This is a genomic window from Aquimarina callyspongiae (genome assembly GCF_034322225.1).
Classification (GTDB): domain Bacteria; phylum Bacteroidota; class Bacteroidia; order Flavobacteriales; family Flavobacteriaceae; genus Aquimarina.
The window spans coordinates 911,742-929,424 of sequence record NZ_JAXLPA010000001.1 but is presented as its reverse complement, the minus strand read 5'-3'; the positions used below and the strand labels follow the sequence as shown (position 1 = coordinate 929,424).

Below are 17,683 nucleotides of genomic sequence, written 5' to 3'. Positions count from 1 at the left end.
GAGATGTTATGTGTCATCATCTACATAAATTATAAAAATAGATGAAAAAGATTTTTAGATTTTTTGAATTTGCCTACCTGGCTATTATGTGTTTTTTTATATATCAAGCATATGTAGAATGGGGTCAGGAAGGAAATAGAAGTGTATTGTATTTGTGTTTTGCTGGAGTAGCGATTTTTATGTATTTCTTTAAAAGAAATTTTAGAAAAAGATTCGAAGCTAATAACAAAGATCAATAATGGAGTGGCACATAGTCGTAATTGTACTTTCTCTTATTCTTTCCGCTTTTTTTTCAGGAATGGAAATAGCCTATGTTTCTTCTAATAAAATTCATATTGAAATAGAGAAAAAACAAGAAGGTTTTTTATCTACTATTCTTAAGCGTTTAACACGTAAACCATCTAAGTTTATTGCTACCATGTTAGTTGGTAATAATATTGCTTTAGTTGTATATGGTTTTTATATGGGAGAAGTTTTGATGAATTTCTTTCAAGCCTCTATTCCTACGGGATCTCAATTTTGGGATACTATACTTACAGATTTCAGTTTATTGACGCAAACTGTAGTTTCTACGGTAGTAATTTTGTTGACTGCAGAGTTTTTACCAAAAGTTTTTTTTCAGATCTATGCAAATTCCTTGTTAAAGATATTCTCTTTGCCAGCATATTTGTTTTATTGGATTTTTTCTCCAATTTCTTCTTTTGTTATTTGGGTGTCAGACTTTGTGCTGAAGAAATTTTTGAAAACAGATGGGGATGAAGTTCAATTAGCCTTTAGTAAGACAGAGTTAGGAGATTATATCAATGAACAAATGGAAACTGTTGAAGCTCACGATGATATTGATAGTGAAATACAGATTTTTCAAAATGCCTTGGAGTTTTCTGATGTGAAATCTCGAGAAGTAATGGTGCCTCGTACTGAGATTGTAGCGATAGAAAAATCACAATCTATAAAAGAAGTAAGCAGGTTATTTATAGATACAGGATTGTCTAAAATATTAGTGTTTGATGATACCATAGATGATATTATAGGATATGTACATTCCTTTGAGTTGTTTAAAAAACCTAAATCTTTAAAATCTATTTTATTACCAGTAGTTTTTGTTCCTGAGACTATGTATGTAAAAGATGTTTTGAATCTTTTGACTAAAAAACACAAAAGCATGGCTGTCGTAATAGATGAATATGGTGGAACCAGTGGTATTATTACTGTAGAAGATATCGTAGAAGAGCTTTTTGGAGAAATAGAAGATGAGCACGATTCTATAGAACTGATAGAAGATATTTTAAATAAGAATCATTATCGATTTTCAGCAAGAATGGAAGTAGATTATATAAATGAAACTTATAAGTTAAACCTTCCAGAAAGTGAGCATTATGAAACGCTAGGAGGTATGATTGTAAACCATACCGAAGAAATACCCCAACAAGGAGATTTTTTGGAGATTAATTCTTTTAAAATTAATATAATTGAAACATCCAATACTAAGATCGAAATAGTAGAGCTTGAAGTAGCAGAGGAGGATTGATCTAATTTTGTTTTGAAAGTCATTCGTATTAAATGAATTGATTAGCTTTGAAGCTGTGGATATTACTTAATTAACCAAAATATAAGCTCTTGTGAACTTAAAAACCTCATCTATACCTGTTAAAAGTATAATAAGCTTTATACTGATTTATAGTTTTATTATAATCTGCGATTTGATTTGTAGTAGTATTGAAGAATACGGTTCTTACAGGGATATAACAAAGCCTTCGGTTGTTGGAGCATTAATTGTATTTTTTCTTCGATATTCAAGAGTGTTACCCAAAAGAACAACGCTGTTAATGTTATTGGCACTTGTTTTCTCACTATCAGGAGACGTTTTATTGTTGTTTACTGAACAATCACATCTTTTCTTTATAATGGGATTGCTATCATTTTTGATAGCGCATGTGATGTATGTTTTAGTTTTTCTTAAAAAAAGAAATAAAACCCAAAAACCAGGATTGTTTTTGGCTATTACTTTGTTATATGGCTTGAGTTTGTTTTATGTCTTATATCCAGGATTAGATCAAATGCTTATTCCTGTGATTGTCTATATGGTCGTGATTTTACTTATGGCTAATACGGCATTTTTAAGAAAAGGTCTAGTGCAAAAATCAAGCTATAATTATGTTTTAGTAGGAGCATTATTTTTTATGCTTTCAGATAGTTTGTTAGCACTTAACATGTTTTATCAACCTATTATGTTGAGTAATATAATGATTATGACTACTTATGCAATTGCCCAATTACTTATTGTGTATGGGGTTTTAAAGCAAGAAATTAACGGTTAAAAAACACTTTGTTTTTTCAAACCAAAACAAGTTAAAATATCTACTGAGTTAAAAACCAAAAAAAGTTGCAAAGACTTTTAGTCTTTAATTGGTATTATTCTAATAAAATGGTATTTTCGCCCACTATATTTGAATAAATTAAACTTAAAATGGCAGTTTTAAATAAAATCAGACAACGTTCCGTTTTTCTAATTGTGATTATCGCATTAGCACTGTTTTCGTTTGTCTTAGCAGATTTGATTCGTAATGGAGGAGCGATTTCTCAGAAAGCAGAGAATACTATTGCTACCATAAATGGAAAAGATATTGATAGAACAGAATTTGCAAAAGAAGTAGAAGCAGCTTCTTCAGGATTTAGAGGAGGTTCTACAATTCAAGCTGTGAATAATGTTTGGAATAGATTTGTAAGAAAAACTGTTTTTGAAGAGCAGTTTGAAGAATTAGGGATTAAAGTTGGTAAAGATCAAGTAACTGATTTGTTAGAAGAAGCTTTAGCAAACGATCCTACTTTTCAGAATGATGCAGGTGTATTTGATAAAGCAAAAATGCAAGAATATGTAGCTAATATTCAAGCTACAAATCCGGCTGCATTTAAGAGATGGCAAGATTATAAGATAGCTTTAGGTACTAATGCTTTGGAAGAAACATATCTTACAATGATCAAAGCAGGAGTAGGTGCAACCCTTAAAGAAGGGGAGTTAGTTTATAAAATGGAAAATGATAATGTAGATATTAAATACGTTCAACTTCCATATTCAAGTATTCCTGATACAGAAATACAAGTGTCGGATGCAGAGATTCAGACATATATTAATGCACAGGTTGATAAGTACCAATCAGAAGCTACAAGAAGTATTCGTTACGTGTCATTTAAAGAAGTAGCAAGCGAAAGTGATGAGAACGATATCAAAGCGGATGTTTCTAAATTGATAGAAGATAGAGTTGTTTTTAATTCTGCAACAAATGCTAATGATTCTGTTTTAGGATTTAAAAACACAACCAATATTGAAGATTACGTAAATCAAAATTCTGCAATAAAATTTGAGGATCGTTTTGTTTTCAAAAAAGATTTGCCTTCTAGTGTTGCGGATACATTATATAACCTTCCTACTGGTGAAATTTATGGCCCATATAAAGATGGAGAGTTTATAAAGATATCTAAAGCAATTGCACAAAAACAAGTTCCTGATTCTGTAAAGGCAAGTCATATCTTAGTATCTTGGGTAGGATTACGTACTGCAGGAGATACTAAACGTACAAAAGAAGAAGCAAAAGTATTAGCAGATAGTATTGCAGGTGTTGTTAAGAATAATAATGATAAATTCACAGAATTAGCAGCTACTTTCTCATCAGATACGAGTAACAAGGATAAAGGTGGAGACTTAGGATACTTTACTTACAATTATATGGTGCCTGCTTTTAACGATTATTGTTTTGAGAATAAAGTTGGAGATCAAGGAATAGTTGAAACTCCATTCGGATATCATATTATTAAGATCGAAGATCAGAAAAATGAACAAAAGGTAGTCAAAGTTGCTACAATTGCTCAAAAAATTGAGCCTAGCGAAAAGACCATTAATGATATTTTTACTGAGACTACAAAATTTCAGATAGCTACTAAAGATGGTGATTTTGCAGAGGTAGCAAAATCTGAAGAAAAAGAAGTACGCCCTGTAAATAAGATTAAGGAATTAGACGAAAATATTCCTGGAGTAGGTGCTCAGAGATCTATTGTTCAATGGGCTTTTAATGAAGAGTCTAAAGTTGGTGATGTAAAGCGTTTTGATGTGCCAGATGGATATGCAGTAGTACAACTAACGGCTAAGTCTTCTAAAGGAGTTATGAAAGCAGCAGATGCTAGTCCTACAGTAAAACCTATTCTTATTAAAGAAAAGAAGGCAGAAATGCTTAAAAATAAGATAAGTGGAACATCTTTGGATAACATAGCAAGCAGCCAAGGTCAAACAGTAAAAACGGCTTCTGCTTTAAATATGAAAACACCAACAGTTAGTGGTGCAGGAACAGAGCCTAAAGTAGTAGGAACGGCGTTTACATTAGAAATAGGTAAGGTTTCAAAGCCTATAGAGGGTAACAACGGAGTTTATGTTATAGAAGTGACTAAGAATACGCCAGCCTCTGGTTTAGATACTTATATGAGTTATGCTTCTCAAACATCTACAGCAAGAGCTGGAGCAGTAAATTCAAGAGTGTTTAATGCATTAAAAGAAGCTGCAGAAATCGAAGATAAAAGATCCAAGTTCTACTAGGATTTGAATAAAATAATAACAACAAAAAAACCAGAAGATGATTCTTCTGGTTTTTTTGTTGTTAAATGTTTTTATAGGTAAAGAAAGAATAACTAATTTCTAACTTTTTGCTCCCATTTCCAGGCAGAAGATAAAGCATCATCCAGATTACTTTTAGATGTCCAACCTAACTCTTTATTAGCTTTTGTAGTATCGGCATAAGCAGCTGTAACATCTCCTGCTCTTCTTTTTACAATTTTATAATTAAGTTTTTGATTAGAAGCTTTTTCAAAGGATTGGATTACTTCAAGAACAGAACTTCCAGTGCCAGTACCAACATTAAATACTTCATAATTAGTTTTGTTTTGCATCTTTAGAAGTCTTTGTAAAGCTATAACATGGGCCTTTGCTAAATCCACAACATGGATATAATCACGTATACAAGTCCCGTCATTTGTAGGATAATCGTCGCCAAACACTGATAATTGTTTTCTTAAACCGATAGCGGTTTGTGTAATAAAAGGAACCAGATTTTGTGGTACTCCAATAGGTAGTTCTCCTATCTCAGCAGATGGGTGAGCTCCAATTGGATTAAAATAACGTAATGAAATTGCACTAAGCTTTTCATTTACTTTACAGGTGTCTCTAATAATTTCTTCCCCCATTTGTTTTGTATTTCCATACGGAGATTCTGCAATTTTTACAGGAGCATTTTCAGTAATAGGAAGCTCATCAGCCTGACCGTAAACTGTACAAGAAGAACTAAAAATAAAAGAAGCATTATCCTTTTTTTGTAATTCCTTTAGGATGTACACTAAAGTTGCGATATTGTTTTCATAATAAAGTAAAGGATTTTCTACACTTTCTCCAACAGCTTTTGATGCTGCAAAATGAATTACTCCTTCAATATCCTGATGTCTTTTGAAAAAATCTTCGACTTTAGATCTCTCTCTTAGGTCAAACTCTTCAAAAAGAGGAGAAATCCCGGTGATAGCAGTAATACCTTTTAAAACGTCTTTAGAAGAATTAGAGCAATTGTCAATAATAATTACTTCAAATCCTTCATTTTGCAATTCTACTACGGTGTGTGAACCTATAAACCCTAATCCTCCTGTTACTAGTATTTTCATTGGTTTTTTGTTTTCTAGAATAAATATAAAAAGCTTAGATTAATGTAATTAACAAATTTATGTATTTGATTTTTATCCAGAAGATATTTGTAAAGTTTTATGTACTTACAAAAATGGGGAGTCTAAGTGTAAAAATTGTGAGTAAAAAAATACTATTAGCCTTAAAGAAAGCAAATAGTATTTTTTTAAAACTTTTTAGGTGATTTATAATATTTTGGCAACTTCTTGATTTACAAACTCCAGGAACCTTTCGTCTTTTTCAGTAAAAGGATCGTTAGTTTCAGAGTCAATATCAATTTGACCAATATTTTCTCCATCTTTAAATAGAGGAACTACGATCTCAGATTTTACATTAATACTACAAGCAATATAATTATCTTGCGCTTGAACATCTGGTACAATAAAGTTCTTATTAGAAATAGCTACTTGCCCACAAATCCCTTTCCCGAAAGGAATAATTGTATGATCGGTTTCTTCACCAACATAGGTTCTAAGCTTTAGCTCTTCTTTATCTCCATTTTTAAAATAAAAACCAACCCAATCATAATAATCGATATTGTTATTAAGCAATTGGCAGATCATATGGAGTCTATCTGTTACTGTCTGATCTTCTTTTTCAAGAATACTTGTAACTTGTGACTTTAGGTTTTCAAATAACATTCCTTACAATTTTCGGGCAAAAATATTTAAAATATTTAGAACAAACTATCTTTAACAGTTGTATAGTTTTGTTAAAAATAGCCTGTTAAAAATATAAAATTTATCATATTTTCAATTATTGTGTAACTTTGTTGTCGAAATGAAAGAGGTATTTCAAAAAATAACATCATTATTATTAGCAGTTTTAGTACTGGCTTCTACTGTGTCTTTTACAATAGAAAAACATTATTGTGGTAGATTTTTGGTAGATGTAGCCGTGTTCTCTGAAGCCAAGGACTGTGGTATGGATATGATGAGTTATTCAAATGATCTTCATGTAAAAACGATGAAGAAATCTTGTTGTAAAGACGAAGTTTTGGTTATTGAGGGACAGGATGAATTAAAAATGACTTTTGATAAGATTGAGCTTCAGCAACAAGTGTTTATCACCTCTTTTGTATACTCTTATTTAAAACTGTTTGAAGCTTCCGAAGAAAGAAACTTGGGCTTTAAAGAGTATTCTCCTCCTGATTTGGTCAGGAATATCCTTGTTTTACACGAGACTTATCTTATTTGATTTTAGTTTATTACTGTTTGGCGTTTTGACTTCAAAGAGAAGTTGTAATGCCAATATTGAACTTAATTACTAATTACTTCAATAATATTGAAGCATGATTACTTTCTAATGATTAGCTAAAAATTTAAGTCTATGCTCAACAAAAGCATTCGTTTTTTAATTGAAAATAAGTTTGTCGCCTTTCTATTAATAATAATTCTGATAATCTGGGGGATTGTTCATTCACCTTTTAATTGGGGTAACGCACTCTCTGAGATAGGATTGCCTCATGATCCGGTTGCTGTAGATGCTATACCTGATATTGGCGATAACCAACAAATTGTATTTACCAAATGGAGTGGTCGTTCTCCACAGGATATAGAGGATCAAATTACGTATCCATTAACAACTTCTTTATTAGGAATTCCTGGTGTTAAAACGATTAGGAGTTCTTCTATGTTCGGTTTTTCAAATATTTATATAATTTTTGAAGAAGGAATAGAATTTTATTGGAGTAGAAGTAGAGTTTTGGAAAAACTAAATTCCTTGCCCAAAGGATTACTTCCTGAAGATGTCGTTCCTACCTTAGGACCAGACGCTACAGGACTAGGACAGATTTTTTGGTATACTTTAGAAGGTCGAGATGAGAATGGTAATGTAACGGGAGGATGGGACCTTAATGAACTTAGGAGCATCCAGGATTATTATGTAAAGTATGTATTATCGTCGGCTAAAGGAGTGTCTGAAGTAGCTTCTGTTGGAGGGTATGTTCAGGAGTATCAGATAGATGTTAATCCAGAATTATTAAAACAATATAGTATTGATTTACATCATATTGTAAATGCTGTAAAAGAAAGCAATATAGATACAGGAATTCAAACTTTAGAAATCAATAAAGTAGAGTACCTTGTAAGAGGATTAGGATATGTACATTCTATTGAAGATATCGAAAATGCGGCCGTAAGTACTCAAAATTTTACAACGATACGAGTAAAAGATATTGCCAAAGTATCTTTAGGCCCGGCACCCAGAAGAGGAATACTGGATAAAGAAGGAGCAGAAGTAGTTGGAGGAGTGGTAGTATCCAGATATGGTGCTAACCCAATGCAGGTAATTCAATCTGTTAAATCAAAAATAATAGAGATCGAAAAAGGATTGCCGTCTAAGGTTTTAAAAGATGGTAGAACATCCCAACTTACAGTTGTTCCGTTTTATGACAGAACAGAGTTGATACAAGAAACTCTTGGAACTCTTGAAGAAACTCTTACGTTGGAGATTTTAATTACTATTTTGGTAATAACCATTATGCTCTTTAACCTAAGAGCATCTGTTCTTATTTCGGGATTATTACCTGTGGCTGTATTGATGGTTTTTATAACAATGAAATGGTTTAAAGTAGAAGCTAATATAGTTGCATTATCAGGAATAGCAATCGCAATTGGTACTATGGTCGATCTCGGAGTAATTCTTTCAGAGAATATCCTAAGACATCTAGAGAATAGTAGGAAAAAGGAATCCATTAATAAAGTGGTGTATACTGCCACCTCAGAAGTTTCTGGAGCCATTATCACAGCAGTGCTAACAACTATTATTAGTTTTTTACCGGTATTTACCATGATTGGAGCAGAAGGTAAACTTTTTCGTCCTTTGGCTTTTACTAAGACTATGGCCTTGCTAGCAGCAATTGTAGTAGCATTATTTTTTATTCCGCCAATCGCAGCATTTGTATTTAATATCAAAATTAGTAAACGAAAAATAGTGCTTTTAACGCAAGGGATATCCCTTAGTATAGGAATTCTGGCGTTAATCTATGGTTATTTTTTAGGGTTAGTTCTGATTGGGTTTGGTGTTATTGGAATATTGTCATCGTATGATATATTGAAGAAAAAACGTGCTCATATTTTTAATCTGGTTATATCAATCCTGGTAATCATTTATTTTTTGACCATATATTGGAGACCTTTAGGAGTGCAAAATTCACTTTTTACTAATGCTGTATTTGTAACTGCCACCACCTTAGGGATATTAGGAGTTTTTAAACTATTTAAAAGATATTATACAAAAATTTTAGAGTGGACTCTTGCCAATAAGCTATTATTTCTCAGTATACCTTCTGTATTACTTCTTTTGGGTTTTTTGGTTTGGCGTAATACAGGTAAAGAATTCATGCCCTCATTAAACGAAGGAGCATTTTTACTCATGCCTACTTCTTTGCCACATTCAGGAGTTGAAGAGAATAAAAGAGTATTGCAGCAATTGGATATGGCTGTGGCAACGATCCCAGAAATAAAAACTGTTGTTGGAAAAGCTGGAAGAACAGAGTCTGCGCTAGATCCAGCTCCTCTATCGATGTATGAAAATGTCATAGCTTATAAATCAGAATATGTACTTAACAATAAAGGAGAGCCTGGAAGATTTAAAACTAATATAGATGGCTTATATGAATTAAAAGATGGTCGTTTGGTGCCTAATCTTTATATGTATAATGCAACCGAAGATTTATTGATACCAGATAATGATGGAAAATTTTATAGAAATTGGCGATCTCATATTAATTCTCCTGACGATATTTGGCAAGAAATTATAAAAGCAACGACATTACCAGGCGTTACTTCTGCACCCAAATTACAACCAATTCAGACACGTTTAGTTATGTTGCAAACAGGAATGAGAGCACCTATGGGAATTAAGGTAAAGGGCTCTGATTTAGAGCAGATTCAAGATTTTGGACTAGCTCTTGAAGAAATTCTGTTAAATGTTAAAGGAGTTAAGAAAGAAGCGGTTTTTGCAGAAAGAATTGTTGGCAAACCCTATATGTTAATTGATATAGATAGAGATAAAATCGCCAGATATGGAGTGTCGATAAAAGATGTTCAACAGGTTTTAGAAGTAGCAGTGGGAGGAAAATCACTCACGCAAACAGTTGAAGGTAGAGAAAGATATTCTGTTAGAGTACGATATCCTAGAGAACTACGAGATACTCCTGAAGACCTTACTAATATTTATGTTCCTGTATATAATGGGAGCCCCGTTCCTTTAGGAGAATTAGTAAAAATAAGATATGAAAAAGGACCTCAGACAATAAAAAGTGAGGATACGTTCTTAATAGGATATGTGTTATTTGACAAACTTGACGATTTTGCAGAAGTAGATGTGGTAGAGAATGCTCAAAAAATGATTCAACAAAAAATAGATACTGGAGAGTTACAAGTGCCCAAAGGAATCAGTTATCAGTTTGCAGGAACATATGAAAACCAACTACAAGCAGAAAAAACTTTAGCAATTGTAGTACCATTAGCTCTTGCTATAATATTTTTAATCCTTTATTTTCAATTCAGATCAATTGCTACCTCATTAATGGTTTTTACGGGAGTAGCTGTTGCTTTTGCCGGAGGTTTTATCATGATATGGTTGTATGGGCAAGGTTGGTTTTTGAATTTTGATATTTTCGAAATTAATTTGAGATCCCTGTTTCAGGTGCATACCATTCATCTTAGTGTGGCTGTTTGGGTAGGTTTTATAGCGTTGTTTGGCATTGCAACCGATGATGGAGTGGTAATGGCTACATATTTAAAACAAACTTTTGATAAGAATGTTCCTAAAACCAAAGATGCTATAAGAAAATCGGTAATCGAAGCAGGAGAAAAAAGAATTACTCCCTGCCTAATGACAACAGCAACTACGATATTAGCGTTACTACCAATACTTACTTCCACAGGTAAAGGGAGTGATATTATGATTCCTATGGCGATACCTGCTTTTGGTGGGATGTTTATTGCCTTAATTACGTTATTTGTTGTTCCGGTGTTATATAGCTGGAAAGCAGAAATATCTTTAAGAAAAACAATTGTAGAATAAAGAAAAATATTGAACCATTAATATATACTATGAGTTTTAGACGTATATCAAAATATAACCAAAAGAGTAACATCAATAAAAAATTAGGGCAGTTTCTTATTGCTTTTTTCTCTCTTTTTACCTTACAAAATAATGCTCAAACGCTTCAGGAATATATTACCGAGGCAGAGCAGAATAATCCACAGCTTAAAGCTTTGCAATACACATATGAAGCAACTGTAGAAAAGGTTAAAGAATCTGGTAGTTTGCCTAATACTACGATTGGTACTGGATATTTTGTGAGTGAACCCGAAACTAGAACCGGAGCTCAGAAAGCAAAATTCAGTGCTCAACAAAAAATGCCTTGGTTTGGAACACTAAAAGCTAGAAGAGACAAAGAACTTACGCAAAGTGAAGTGCAAAAAAATGAAATTGAGATTGCAAGACGTAAAATAGCTTTGAAAGTAAAACAACGGTATTATGAATTGTACAGCCTTAAAGCAAAAGAACTTGTTTTAAAAGAACAAAAACAGTTGTTAGAAAATTATAAAGAGGTTGCTATATCCGAAGTAGCGGGTAACAAGGCAACTACACTAGATGTACTTAAGATTACTATAGCACAAAATGAATTGGATAATAAAATCGAGATCTTAAAAGGGAATATTCTTAATGTAGAAACAAGTTTTAATAAATTATTAGACCGTGATGGTTTTGATGAACTTTTGGTTCCTGATAACCTTATAATTCCAGAAGAAGAACCCACAATGTCAATTGATGAAGTTACGTATCATCCAGAATTACTTAAGTATGATCATCTTGATGAAGTTGTGAATGCCCAAAAAAGAGTAAATGACAAAGAACGATTGCCAGGACTAAGTTTGGGATTGGATTATGTAGTAGTTGAAGAACGTCCAAACCTTAATTTTGATGATAATGGTAAAGATATTTTAATGCCAATGGTATCGCTATCTATTCCTTTGTTCTCTAAGAAATATCAATCAAAAGATAAACAATTTGACCTGATGCAGGAAGGGTATTTACAACAACGTGAATCAGAACAGAATAGATTAGAAGAAATTCTTGAAAAAGCAATTAATAACAGAATTACGGCAAGGATAAATTATAATACACAACTTAAAAATGTTGAACAAACTAAACAAGCCGAAGAAGTGGCATTAACATTATATAAAACAGATCAATTAAAATTTGATGAATTGATAGAATTACAAAATATGATACTGAATTTTGAAATAAAAAAAATAGAAGCTATCACCAATTATTTTGTACAAACTTCTTTCATTAACTATTTAAACTAATTAATAAACCAACGTATACTGAATACTAATAAAAATTATAAAAATTATAAAAATGAAAACAATTTTAAAATCACTGATACTTACTATAGCAATAACTACAGTTTTTTCTTGTGGAAAAGATAAAAAAGAACAAGAAAACATAGACCAAAAAGAAAATGAAAACACTGAAGCAGTAGTAAAAGATCTTAATAAAACAACTACTAAAAGTGAAGTAATATTCAAAGATCCATCTGTTACTAAAGTTTATAACCAGTACCTTAATGTAAAAGCAGCATTGGTTAATACCAATAGTGAAACAGTGAGAACCGAAGCAAAAAACCTCCAAAATAGTGTACCTCAAAGTGAAGAAAACAAGCAACTAATAGCGACAGCAAATTTAATATCACTTACTAAAGACGTTAAAAAACAAAGAGACTTTTTTGTAACGCTTACCCAAGAAATAGAAAAAATAATTGGTAATGCAGAAATAACCTCTGGAGAAGTGTATAAACAATTTTGCCCAATGGCATTTGAAGGAGAAGGAGGTTATTGGTTATCTAATTCAAAAGAGGTTCGTAATCCATATTTTGGAGATAGAATGTTAAAATGCGGAAGCGTCAATCAGACCATAAAATGATACAAACATATCAAATAGATGGAATGACCTGCAATGGCTGCAGAAGTCAGGTAATGAAAAAACTTAATGAGATTAAGGATGTAATAAGCGTTGATGTAGACCTGCAGAATAAAGAAGCTGTTATAAAGACGAAATCTCAGATCCAATTAGAAGTTTTTCAAAAAGCTTTACCAGATAAGTACATAATATCCAAAAAGGAAATTAAAGAAGTATTTTTAACAAAAACTGAAGAAAAAGGAGAGTTACAGCAACTATTCCCGTTGTTTCTGATATTTGGATATATTACTATTGCTGCAGTAGGCCTAAATGTCGCTCCCTGGAGTACAGAAGGTTTCATGCTGGATTTTATGGGGCTTTTCTATGTAGTATTTAGTTTTTTTAAACTACTGGATTTAAAAGGATTTCCTGACTCTTTTAAAATGTATGATCCTTTAGCAAAATTATTACCTTTTTATGGATGGGTTTATCCATTTATAGAAGTAACTCTTGGAATATTTTTTTTAACACGATTTCAAATAGAAGCATCATTAATCATAACCTTAATTGTTTTAGGAGCTACAACAATAGGTGTAACTAAAGTGTTGTTAGATAAAAAAAGTATTAGATGTGCTTGCTTGGGGACAGCATTGAAATTACCTATGACTAAAGCAACGTTTATTGAGAATTCTATTATGTTAATAATGACCATCTGGATGCTAATAAAAATATATTCATAAATAAAAGCGATGGTTAAAAGAAACACAGCATTATGGATTAGAAGAACACATCGATATCTGGGGATATTTCTGGGATTACAATTTTTGATGTGGACGATAAGCGGGCTATATTTTAGCTGGACAAATATTGATGAGATTCATGGAGATCAGTTTAAAAAAGATGAAAAAGAAGTAGCTTATGATAGTTTGCCTGGATTAGGGAAGGTTTCTGCAAGGTTTAAGATCACATCTTTAGAATTGAAAACAATCACTGGTAAACCATTTTATTGGGTTAATGATAGTGTTTTGATAGATGCTAAATCAGGAGTAGTGAAATCTAAAGTTTCTAAGCAAGAAGCATTAGCTATCGCCTCTGAGTTTATGTTGGATACTTTAGAAGTAAAATCAATAGAACTACTAACAGAGACCAACAAACATCATGAATATAGAGAAAGAACATTGCCGGCTTATGTGATCACCTACAATCATCCAGAAAATGTGAAAGCATACGTATCTGTAAATGATGGAAAATTTCAAAGAGTGCGCCATAGATCATGGAGATGGTTTGATTTTTTATGGATGACACATACGATGGATTATGAAGGTAGAGATGATTTTAACACTACGGTATTAAGAGTATTCTCTTTATTGGGGTTAATCACTGTGCTCAGTGGTTTTATACTTTGGTTTATTTCATCACCTACCATTAGAAAAATTTTAAAAAAATAACGAGATGAAAAATAGTATTTATGTAGTAGTTGCCGTATTAGTAGGATTGCTTCTGGGGTATTTCATTTTTGGAAATAAAAATGAGAAGGAGACAATAGATGCTCATGATCATTCTACTAGCACTTCTGATCAAATGTGGACTTGCTCAATGCATCCTCAGGTAATGCAACCTGAACCAGGTGATTGCCCTATTTGCGCAATGGATTTAATACCTGCGGTAAAAACTGAAGATGGATTAACTCCTGATCAATTTCGGATGTCCAAAAATGCTTTAGCATTAGCCAATGTTCAAACTACGAATATCGGTATGGAGAAACTCAAAAAAAATAATATTGTCTTATCCGGAAAAATCATAACAAATGAAGAGGCTAATGCGATACAAACAGCTCATTTTTCAGGAAGAATAGAAAAATTATATGTAAATTATGTTGGAGAAAAAATAAATAGAGGACAGTTATTAGTCTTGATTTACTCTCCAGAGTTAGTTGCTGCACAACAAGAACTTCTTACCGTATCTGCCATAAAAAAAACTCAACCAGATCTGTATCAGGCAGTAAAAAGCAAGTTGCTATTATGGAAACTTTCTGAAAAACAAATAACAGGAATTGAAGAATCGGGTAAGGTAAAAAGTAATTTCCCGATATATGCTAATGTTTCTGGAGTTGTCACAGAAAAAATGGTCGATTTAGGAAACCATATGTCAGAAGGACAAGCCATGTTTAAGATTGCAAACCTTAATTCTGTTTGGGCCTCATTTGATGCTTATGAAAATATGATATCTACATTAAAAACGGGGCAATCTATAAGCATTAAAACCAAAGCATTTCCTGGAGAAGAATTAAAAGCTACTATTGCTTTTATTGACCCGGTTTTGCAAGAAGATACAAGAACAGTAGAAGTAAGAGTTGTATTGGATAATAAAAATAAGAAATTTAAACCTGGAATGTTTGTAGAAGGGATAGTACAAGCAAATTCTAATACTAATAATGAAACAATTTCTATTCCTAAAAGTGCTGTGCTATGGACAGGGGAACGTTCTGTCGTATATGTTAAAACAGATCCAGATGCTCCAGTATTCGAAATGAGAGAGGTGGTTTTGGGCGAAATTTCTGGAGATGATTATATTGTTTCCTCCGGACTTACAACAGGAGAGGAAGTAGTAACACAAGGTACCTTTACAATTGATGCTGCTGCTCAATTAAAGGGGAAAAAATCTATGATGAATAAAGCTGATCAATAGAAAAAACCAGGGTTTTCAATGTAGTTGATTATCAAAATGTTAACAATTTTTCAGTTGATATCCAAAAAGAAACTATCTTTGTAGTGGGAAATAATTTTTGGAAAACAATTTCAGGGTAATTAGTCGTTACGTGATTACTGATGGTTAGAAACGTGCAAGCTTGCTTGTGTGATGCTGATTGGTTACACCTATGAAAAACATAAAATGGGGACATTATGGTTAAAAAACTACTTTTTTTATTATTATTAATAGGACTTTTCTCTTGTGCTGATGCCGAGATAAAACCGGGCGCTAGTACAATGGCTCTTCTACAAAAATCGAAGGCAATACAGCTAAGGGCAAAAAGAGTCGAAGATAATATGCTTAAAAGGCAAAAAGAATTCGATGCCTATGCAGAGAAACAAAGCTTGTTGGATGCAATCAAAGACAATGATTTTGTAAATATTGAAGAACTGTCTAATTACTTTATTTTGGATATGAAATATGCTACTTCTGATAATTTCTTAAAAGAAGCGGTGTATTCTTGCGCTAGATGTTACGTTAGAGGAGCTGTAGCCAAAGCACTTATAAAAGCTAATAAAGACTTTATGAAGCAAGGCTATCGCATAAAATTATTTGATTGTTATCGACCACATAGTGTTCAGAAAAAAATGTGGAAGATTGTTCCAGATCCAGGATATGTGGCTAATCCTAAAGGAGGTTCTGTACACAATAGAGGTGCGGCATTAGATATTACTCTTACTAACTTAAGAGGAAAAGAGCTTGATATGGGAACTCCATTTGACCATTTTGGCAAAGAAGCAAGTCATTCATATACAAAACTATCAAAAGAAGTTATTGCTAATCGTAAATTGCTTCGTGGAACTATGGAGAAATACGGTTTTAAAACGATAAGAACAGAATGGTGGCATTATAATTTCCATACAGGTAAGAAATTCAAGATTTCTGACTTTAGATGGAAATGTGATTAAATCGTAATCTACCTATCGCCTATATGCTTTGATTTCTTATTAAAACCTGCTGTGATAAGAGTTTGTTATCTGTTAAAAGGAAATTCATTAATCCAATGAAAGCCTCTGTTAATTAATAAAAACTCTTCTCGTTCTCTTTTTGAAGTCTTAATTTTTAAAGTATCACCCTTATAAATACTTTCAAAAATGAATAGACTATCTTCTAACTTATATGTGAAGTTTTGAATATCAGTGCTATCTCGATAAGAAGTGAGGTGTAAGGTATTGGTAAGAGTATCTGTTTTTTCCTTTTTATATTGAAGTTTTTCATCCATTGTTTGTATACCTGTATAGTATTTGTCAACCACTAATCGTTTCCATCGTTTGGTGTCAGTTGTTAAAGGAGGTATAGTGTCATTATTTTTGATAAACTCTGTTACTTCATAAATTCCGTATAATGCTGATTTTGGAGCGTCTTTCCCCCATTTTTGCTGCCCTTCTATGGAACCATTTATATTAGTGTAAAACAAATAGCCTACAACTAATATTTTGACTACTATAGCGGTAATTTTTAATTTTGGAGTTGAGAAATATTGTTTAAATTTTTTAGGTTGAACTTCTTTATTTAATATAAAGAAATTTAAAATGCGATTAATATCCGGTGCGAGCAGAAATACTCCCATTATAGTTAATAAGCCACTATATAATTTAACAGGGATGTCATAACTCATATTCATCATAAAAACATTAAACATCACTGCAATCACCATAAGAGAACCTAACACAGTAGTTTTTCTAAAAAGCAATAATGCTCCTGCAATTACTTCTGCATAACCCGAAAAACGAGTATAGGTATCACTATATTCCATAAAGTTCCACATTAATCCCATAGGAGAAGAATTACCAAAAGGTTTAATGAGATCTATAAGACTGAGCTCTGAGAATTGAAGTGTAAATACCTTTGAAAAGCCATAAGAAAACATAATAGCAATGACATAATACCTTACAAACACTCTAAAATATGTGAATAATCGGGTATAATTTTTTTTTCTATAATCAATGATACTCCATAATATAGTAGTGATAAGCCCTATCATTACTGTTATAAATTGAAAAATGTAATCAGCGGTGGTATCACCACTACCATTAGGGCCAATACGAATCTCATAATCGATTCCTAATATTTTTTTTCCAACCCATACAGAGAGTTTTTGAGCTCCATCTGTATAAAAAGAAAAGAGATCATCTTGTTCTAAAATGGACCCTAAATAGTAAAAAGGAAAAGGGAAAATGTTAAGAAATAGATATACAAAAAAGAATCTAAATGTGATGCGTGTAAATAAATTCCAATCTGTTTTTTGAGAAATATCTTGAGTAACCTCCATAATTGATGATTTGTTATGCTATATGA

Annotated in this window: 15 protein-coding genes; 12 read left to right on the top strand and 3 right to left on the bottom strand. The window is 32.2% G+C overall.

Annotation, left to right across the window (positions count from 1 at the left end):
- Window positions 1-41: 41 nt before the first annotated feature.
- The 4 genes from U0D62_RS03935 (at window position 42) to U0D62_RS03920 (ending at window position 4,585) form a co-directional block, all read left to right on the top strand.
- Window positions 42-239, top strand: a complete 198-nt coding sequence (locus tag U0D62_RS03935) for a hypothetical protein (protein WP_322194009.1) — start codon at window positions 42-44, stop codon at window positions 237-239.
- The gene (locus U0D62_RS03930; protein WP_322194008.1) at window positions 239-1,528 is read left to right on the top strand and encodes a hemolysin family protein; all 1,290 of its coding nucleotides are present in this window, start codon (window positions 239-241) and stop codon (window positions 1,526-1,528) included. Before U0D62_RS03935 ends, U0D62_RS03930 begins: the two co-directional genes overlap by 1 nt.
- A gap of 172 nt (window positions 1,529-1,700) precedes the next feature.
- The gene (locus U0D62_RS03925) at window positions 1,701-2,318 is read left to right on the top strand and encodes a lysoplasmalogenase (protein ID WP_322194007.1); all 618 of its coding nucleotides are present in this window, start codon (window positions 1,701-1,703) and stop codon (window positions 2,316-2,318) included.
- A gap of 149 nt (window positions 2,319-2,467) precedes the next feature.
- Window positions 2,468-4,585 (top strand): peptidylprolyl isomerase, encoded by a 2,118-nt coding sequence (locus tag U0D62_RS03920; protein ID WP_322194006.1) that lies wholly within the window; start codon window positions 2,468-2,470, stop codon window positions 4,583-4,585.
- Between the two features lie 92 nt (window positions 4,586-4,677).
- On the opposite strand, the gene galE is transcribed toward U0D62_RS03920, so the two are convergent.
- Window positions 4,678-5,694, bottom strand: a complete 1,017-nt coding sequence (galE, locus tag U0D62_RS03915) for a UDP-glucose 4-epimerase GalE (protein ID WP_322194005.1) — start codon at window positions 5,692-5,694, stop codon at window positions 4,678-4,680.
- Window positions 5,695-5,898: 204 nt separating this feature from the next.
- On the bottom strand, window positions 5,899-6,354 hold the full coding sequence (locus U0D62_RS03910; protein WP_322194004.1) for a GAF domain-containing protein: 456 nt from the start codon (window positions 6,352-6,354) through the stop codon (window positions 5,899-5,901).
- A 139-nt stretch (window positions 6,355-6,493) separates the two neighbouring features.
- Here U0D62_RS03910 and U0D62_RS03905 point away from each other — a divergent pair, with 139 nt between their 5' ends.
- From U0D62_RS03905 to U0D62_RS03870, 8 genes are all read left to right on the top strand, one after another.
- A complete protein-coding gene (locus tag U0D62_RS03905; RefSeq protein WP_322194003.1) occupies window positions 6,494-6,910 on the top strand; it encodes an HYC_CC_PP family protein in 417 nt (138 codons plus the stop codon).
- A 132-nt stretch (window positions 6,911-7,042) separates the two neighbouring features.
- On the top strand, window positions 7,043-10,747 hold the full coding sequence (locus U0D62_RS03900) for an efflux RND transporter permease subunit (protein WP_322194002.1): 3,705 nt from the start codon (window positions 7,043-7,045) through the stop codon (window positions 10,745-10,747).
- A gap of 29 nt (window positions 10,748-10,776) precedes the next feature.
- Complete coding sequence (locus U0D62_RS03895) at window positions 10,777-12,042, top strand: TolC family protein (protein WP_322194000.1); 1,266 nt, start codon at window positions 10,777-10,779, stop codon at window positions 12,040-12,042.
- A 52-nt stretch (window positions 12,043-12,094) separates the two neighbouring features.
- Window positions 12,095-12,658: a DUF3347 domain-containing protein gene (locus U0D62_RS03890; protein ID WP_322193999.1), complete on the top strand. Its 564-nt coding sequence runs from the start codon at window positions 12,095-12,097 to the stop codon at window positions 12,656-12,658.
- Complete coding sequence (locus U0D62_RS03885; protein ID WP_322193998.1) at window positions 12,655-13,374, top strand: heavy metal translocating P-type ATPase; 720 nt, start codon at window positions 12,655-12,657, stop codon at window positions 13,372-13,374. Before U0D62_RS03890 ends, U0D62_RS03885 begins: the two co-directional genes overlap by 4 nt.
- 9 nt (window positions 13,375-13,383) lie before the next feature.
- Window positions 13,384-14,082, top strand: a complete 699-nt coding sequence (locus U0D62_RS03880; protein ID WP_322193997.1) for a PepSY domain-containing protein — start codon at window positions 13,384-13,386, stop codon at window positions 14,080-14,082.
- 4 nt (window positions 14,083-14,086) lie between these two features.
- Window positions 14,087-15,322 carry an efflux RND transporter periplasmic adaptor subunit gene (locus U0D62_RS03875; RefSeq protein ID WP_322193996.1) on the top strand — a complete coding sequence of 412 codons (1,236 nt, stop codon included), beginning with the start codon at window positions 14,087-14,089 and terminating at the stop codon, window positions 15,320-15,322.
- Between the two features lie 215 nt (window positions 15,323-15,537).
- Window positions 15,538-16,293, top strand: coding sequence for a M15 family metallopeptidase (locus tag U0D62_RS03870; protein ID WP_416135530.1), 756 nt, complete (start codon window positions 15,538-15,540; stop codon window positions 16,291-16,293).
- A 65-nt stretch (window positions 16,294-16,358) separates the two neighbouring features.
- Here the strand turns inward: U0D62_RS03870 and U0D62_RS03865 are convergent, their stop codons facing one another.
- Entirely contained in the window at window positions 16,359-17,657 is a 1,299-nt protein-coding gene (locus tag U0D62_RS03865; RefSeq protein ID WP_322193995.1) for a hypothetical protein, read from the bottom strand.
- Window positions 17,658-17,683 lie beyond the last annotated feature (26 nt).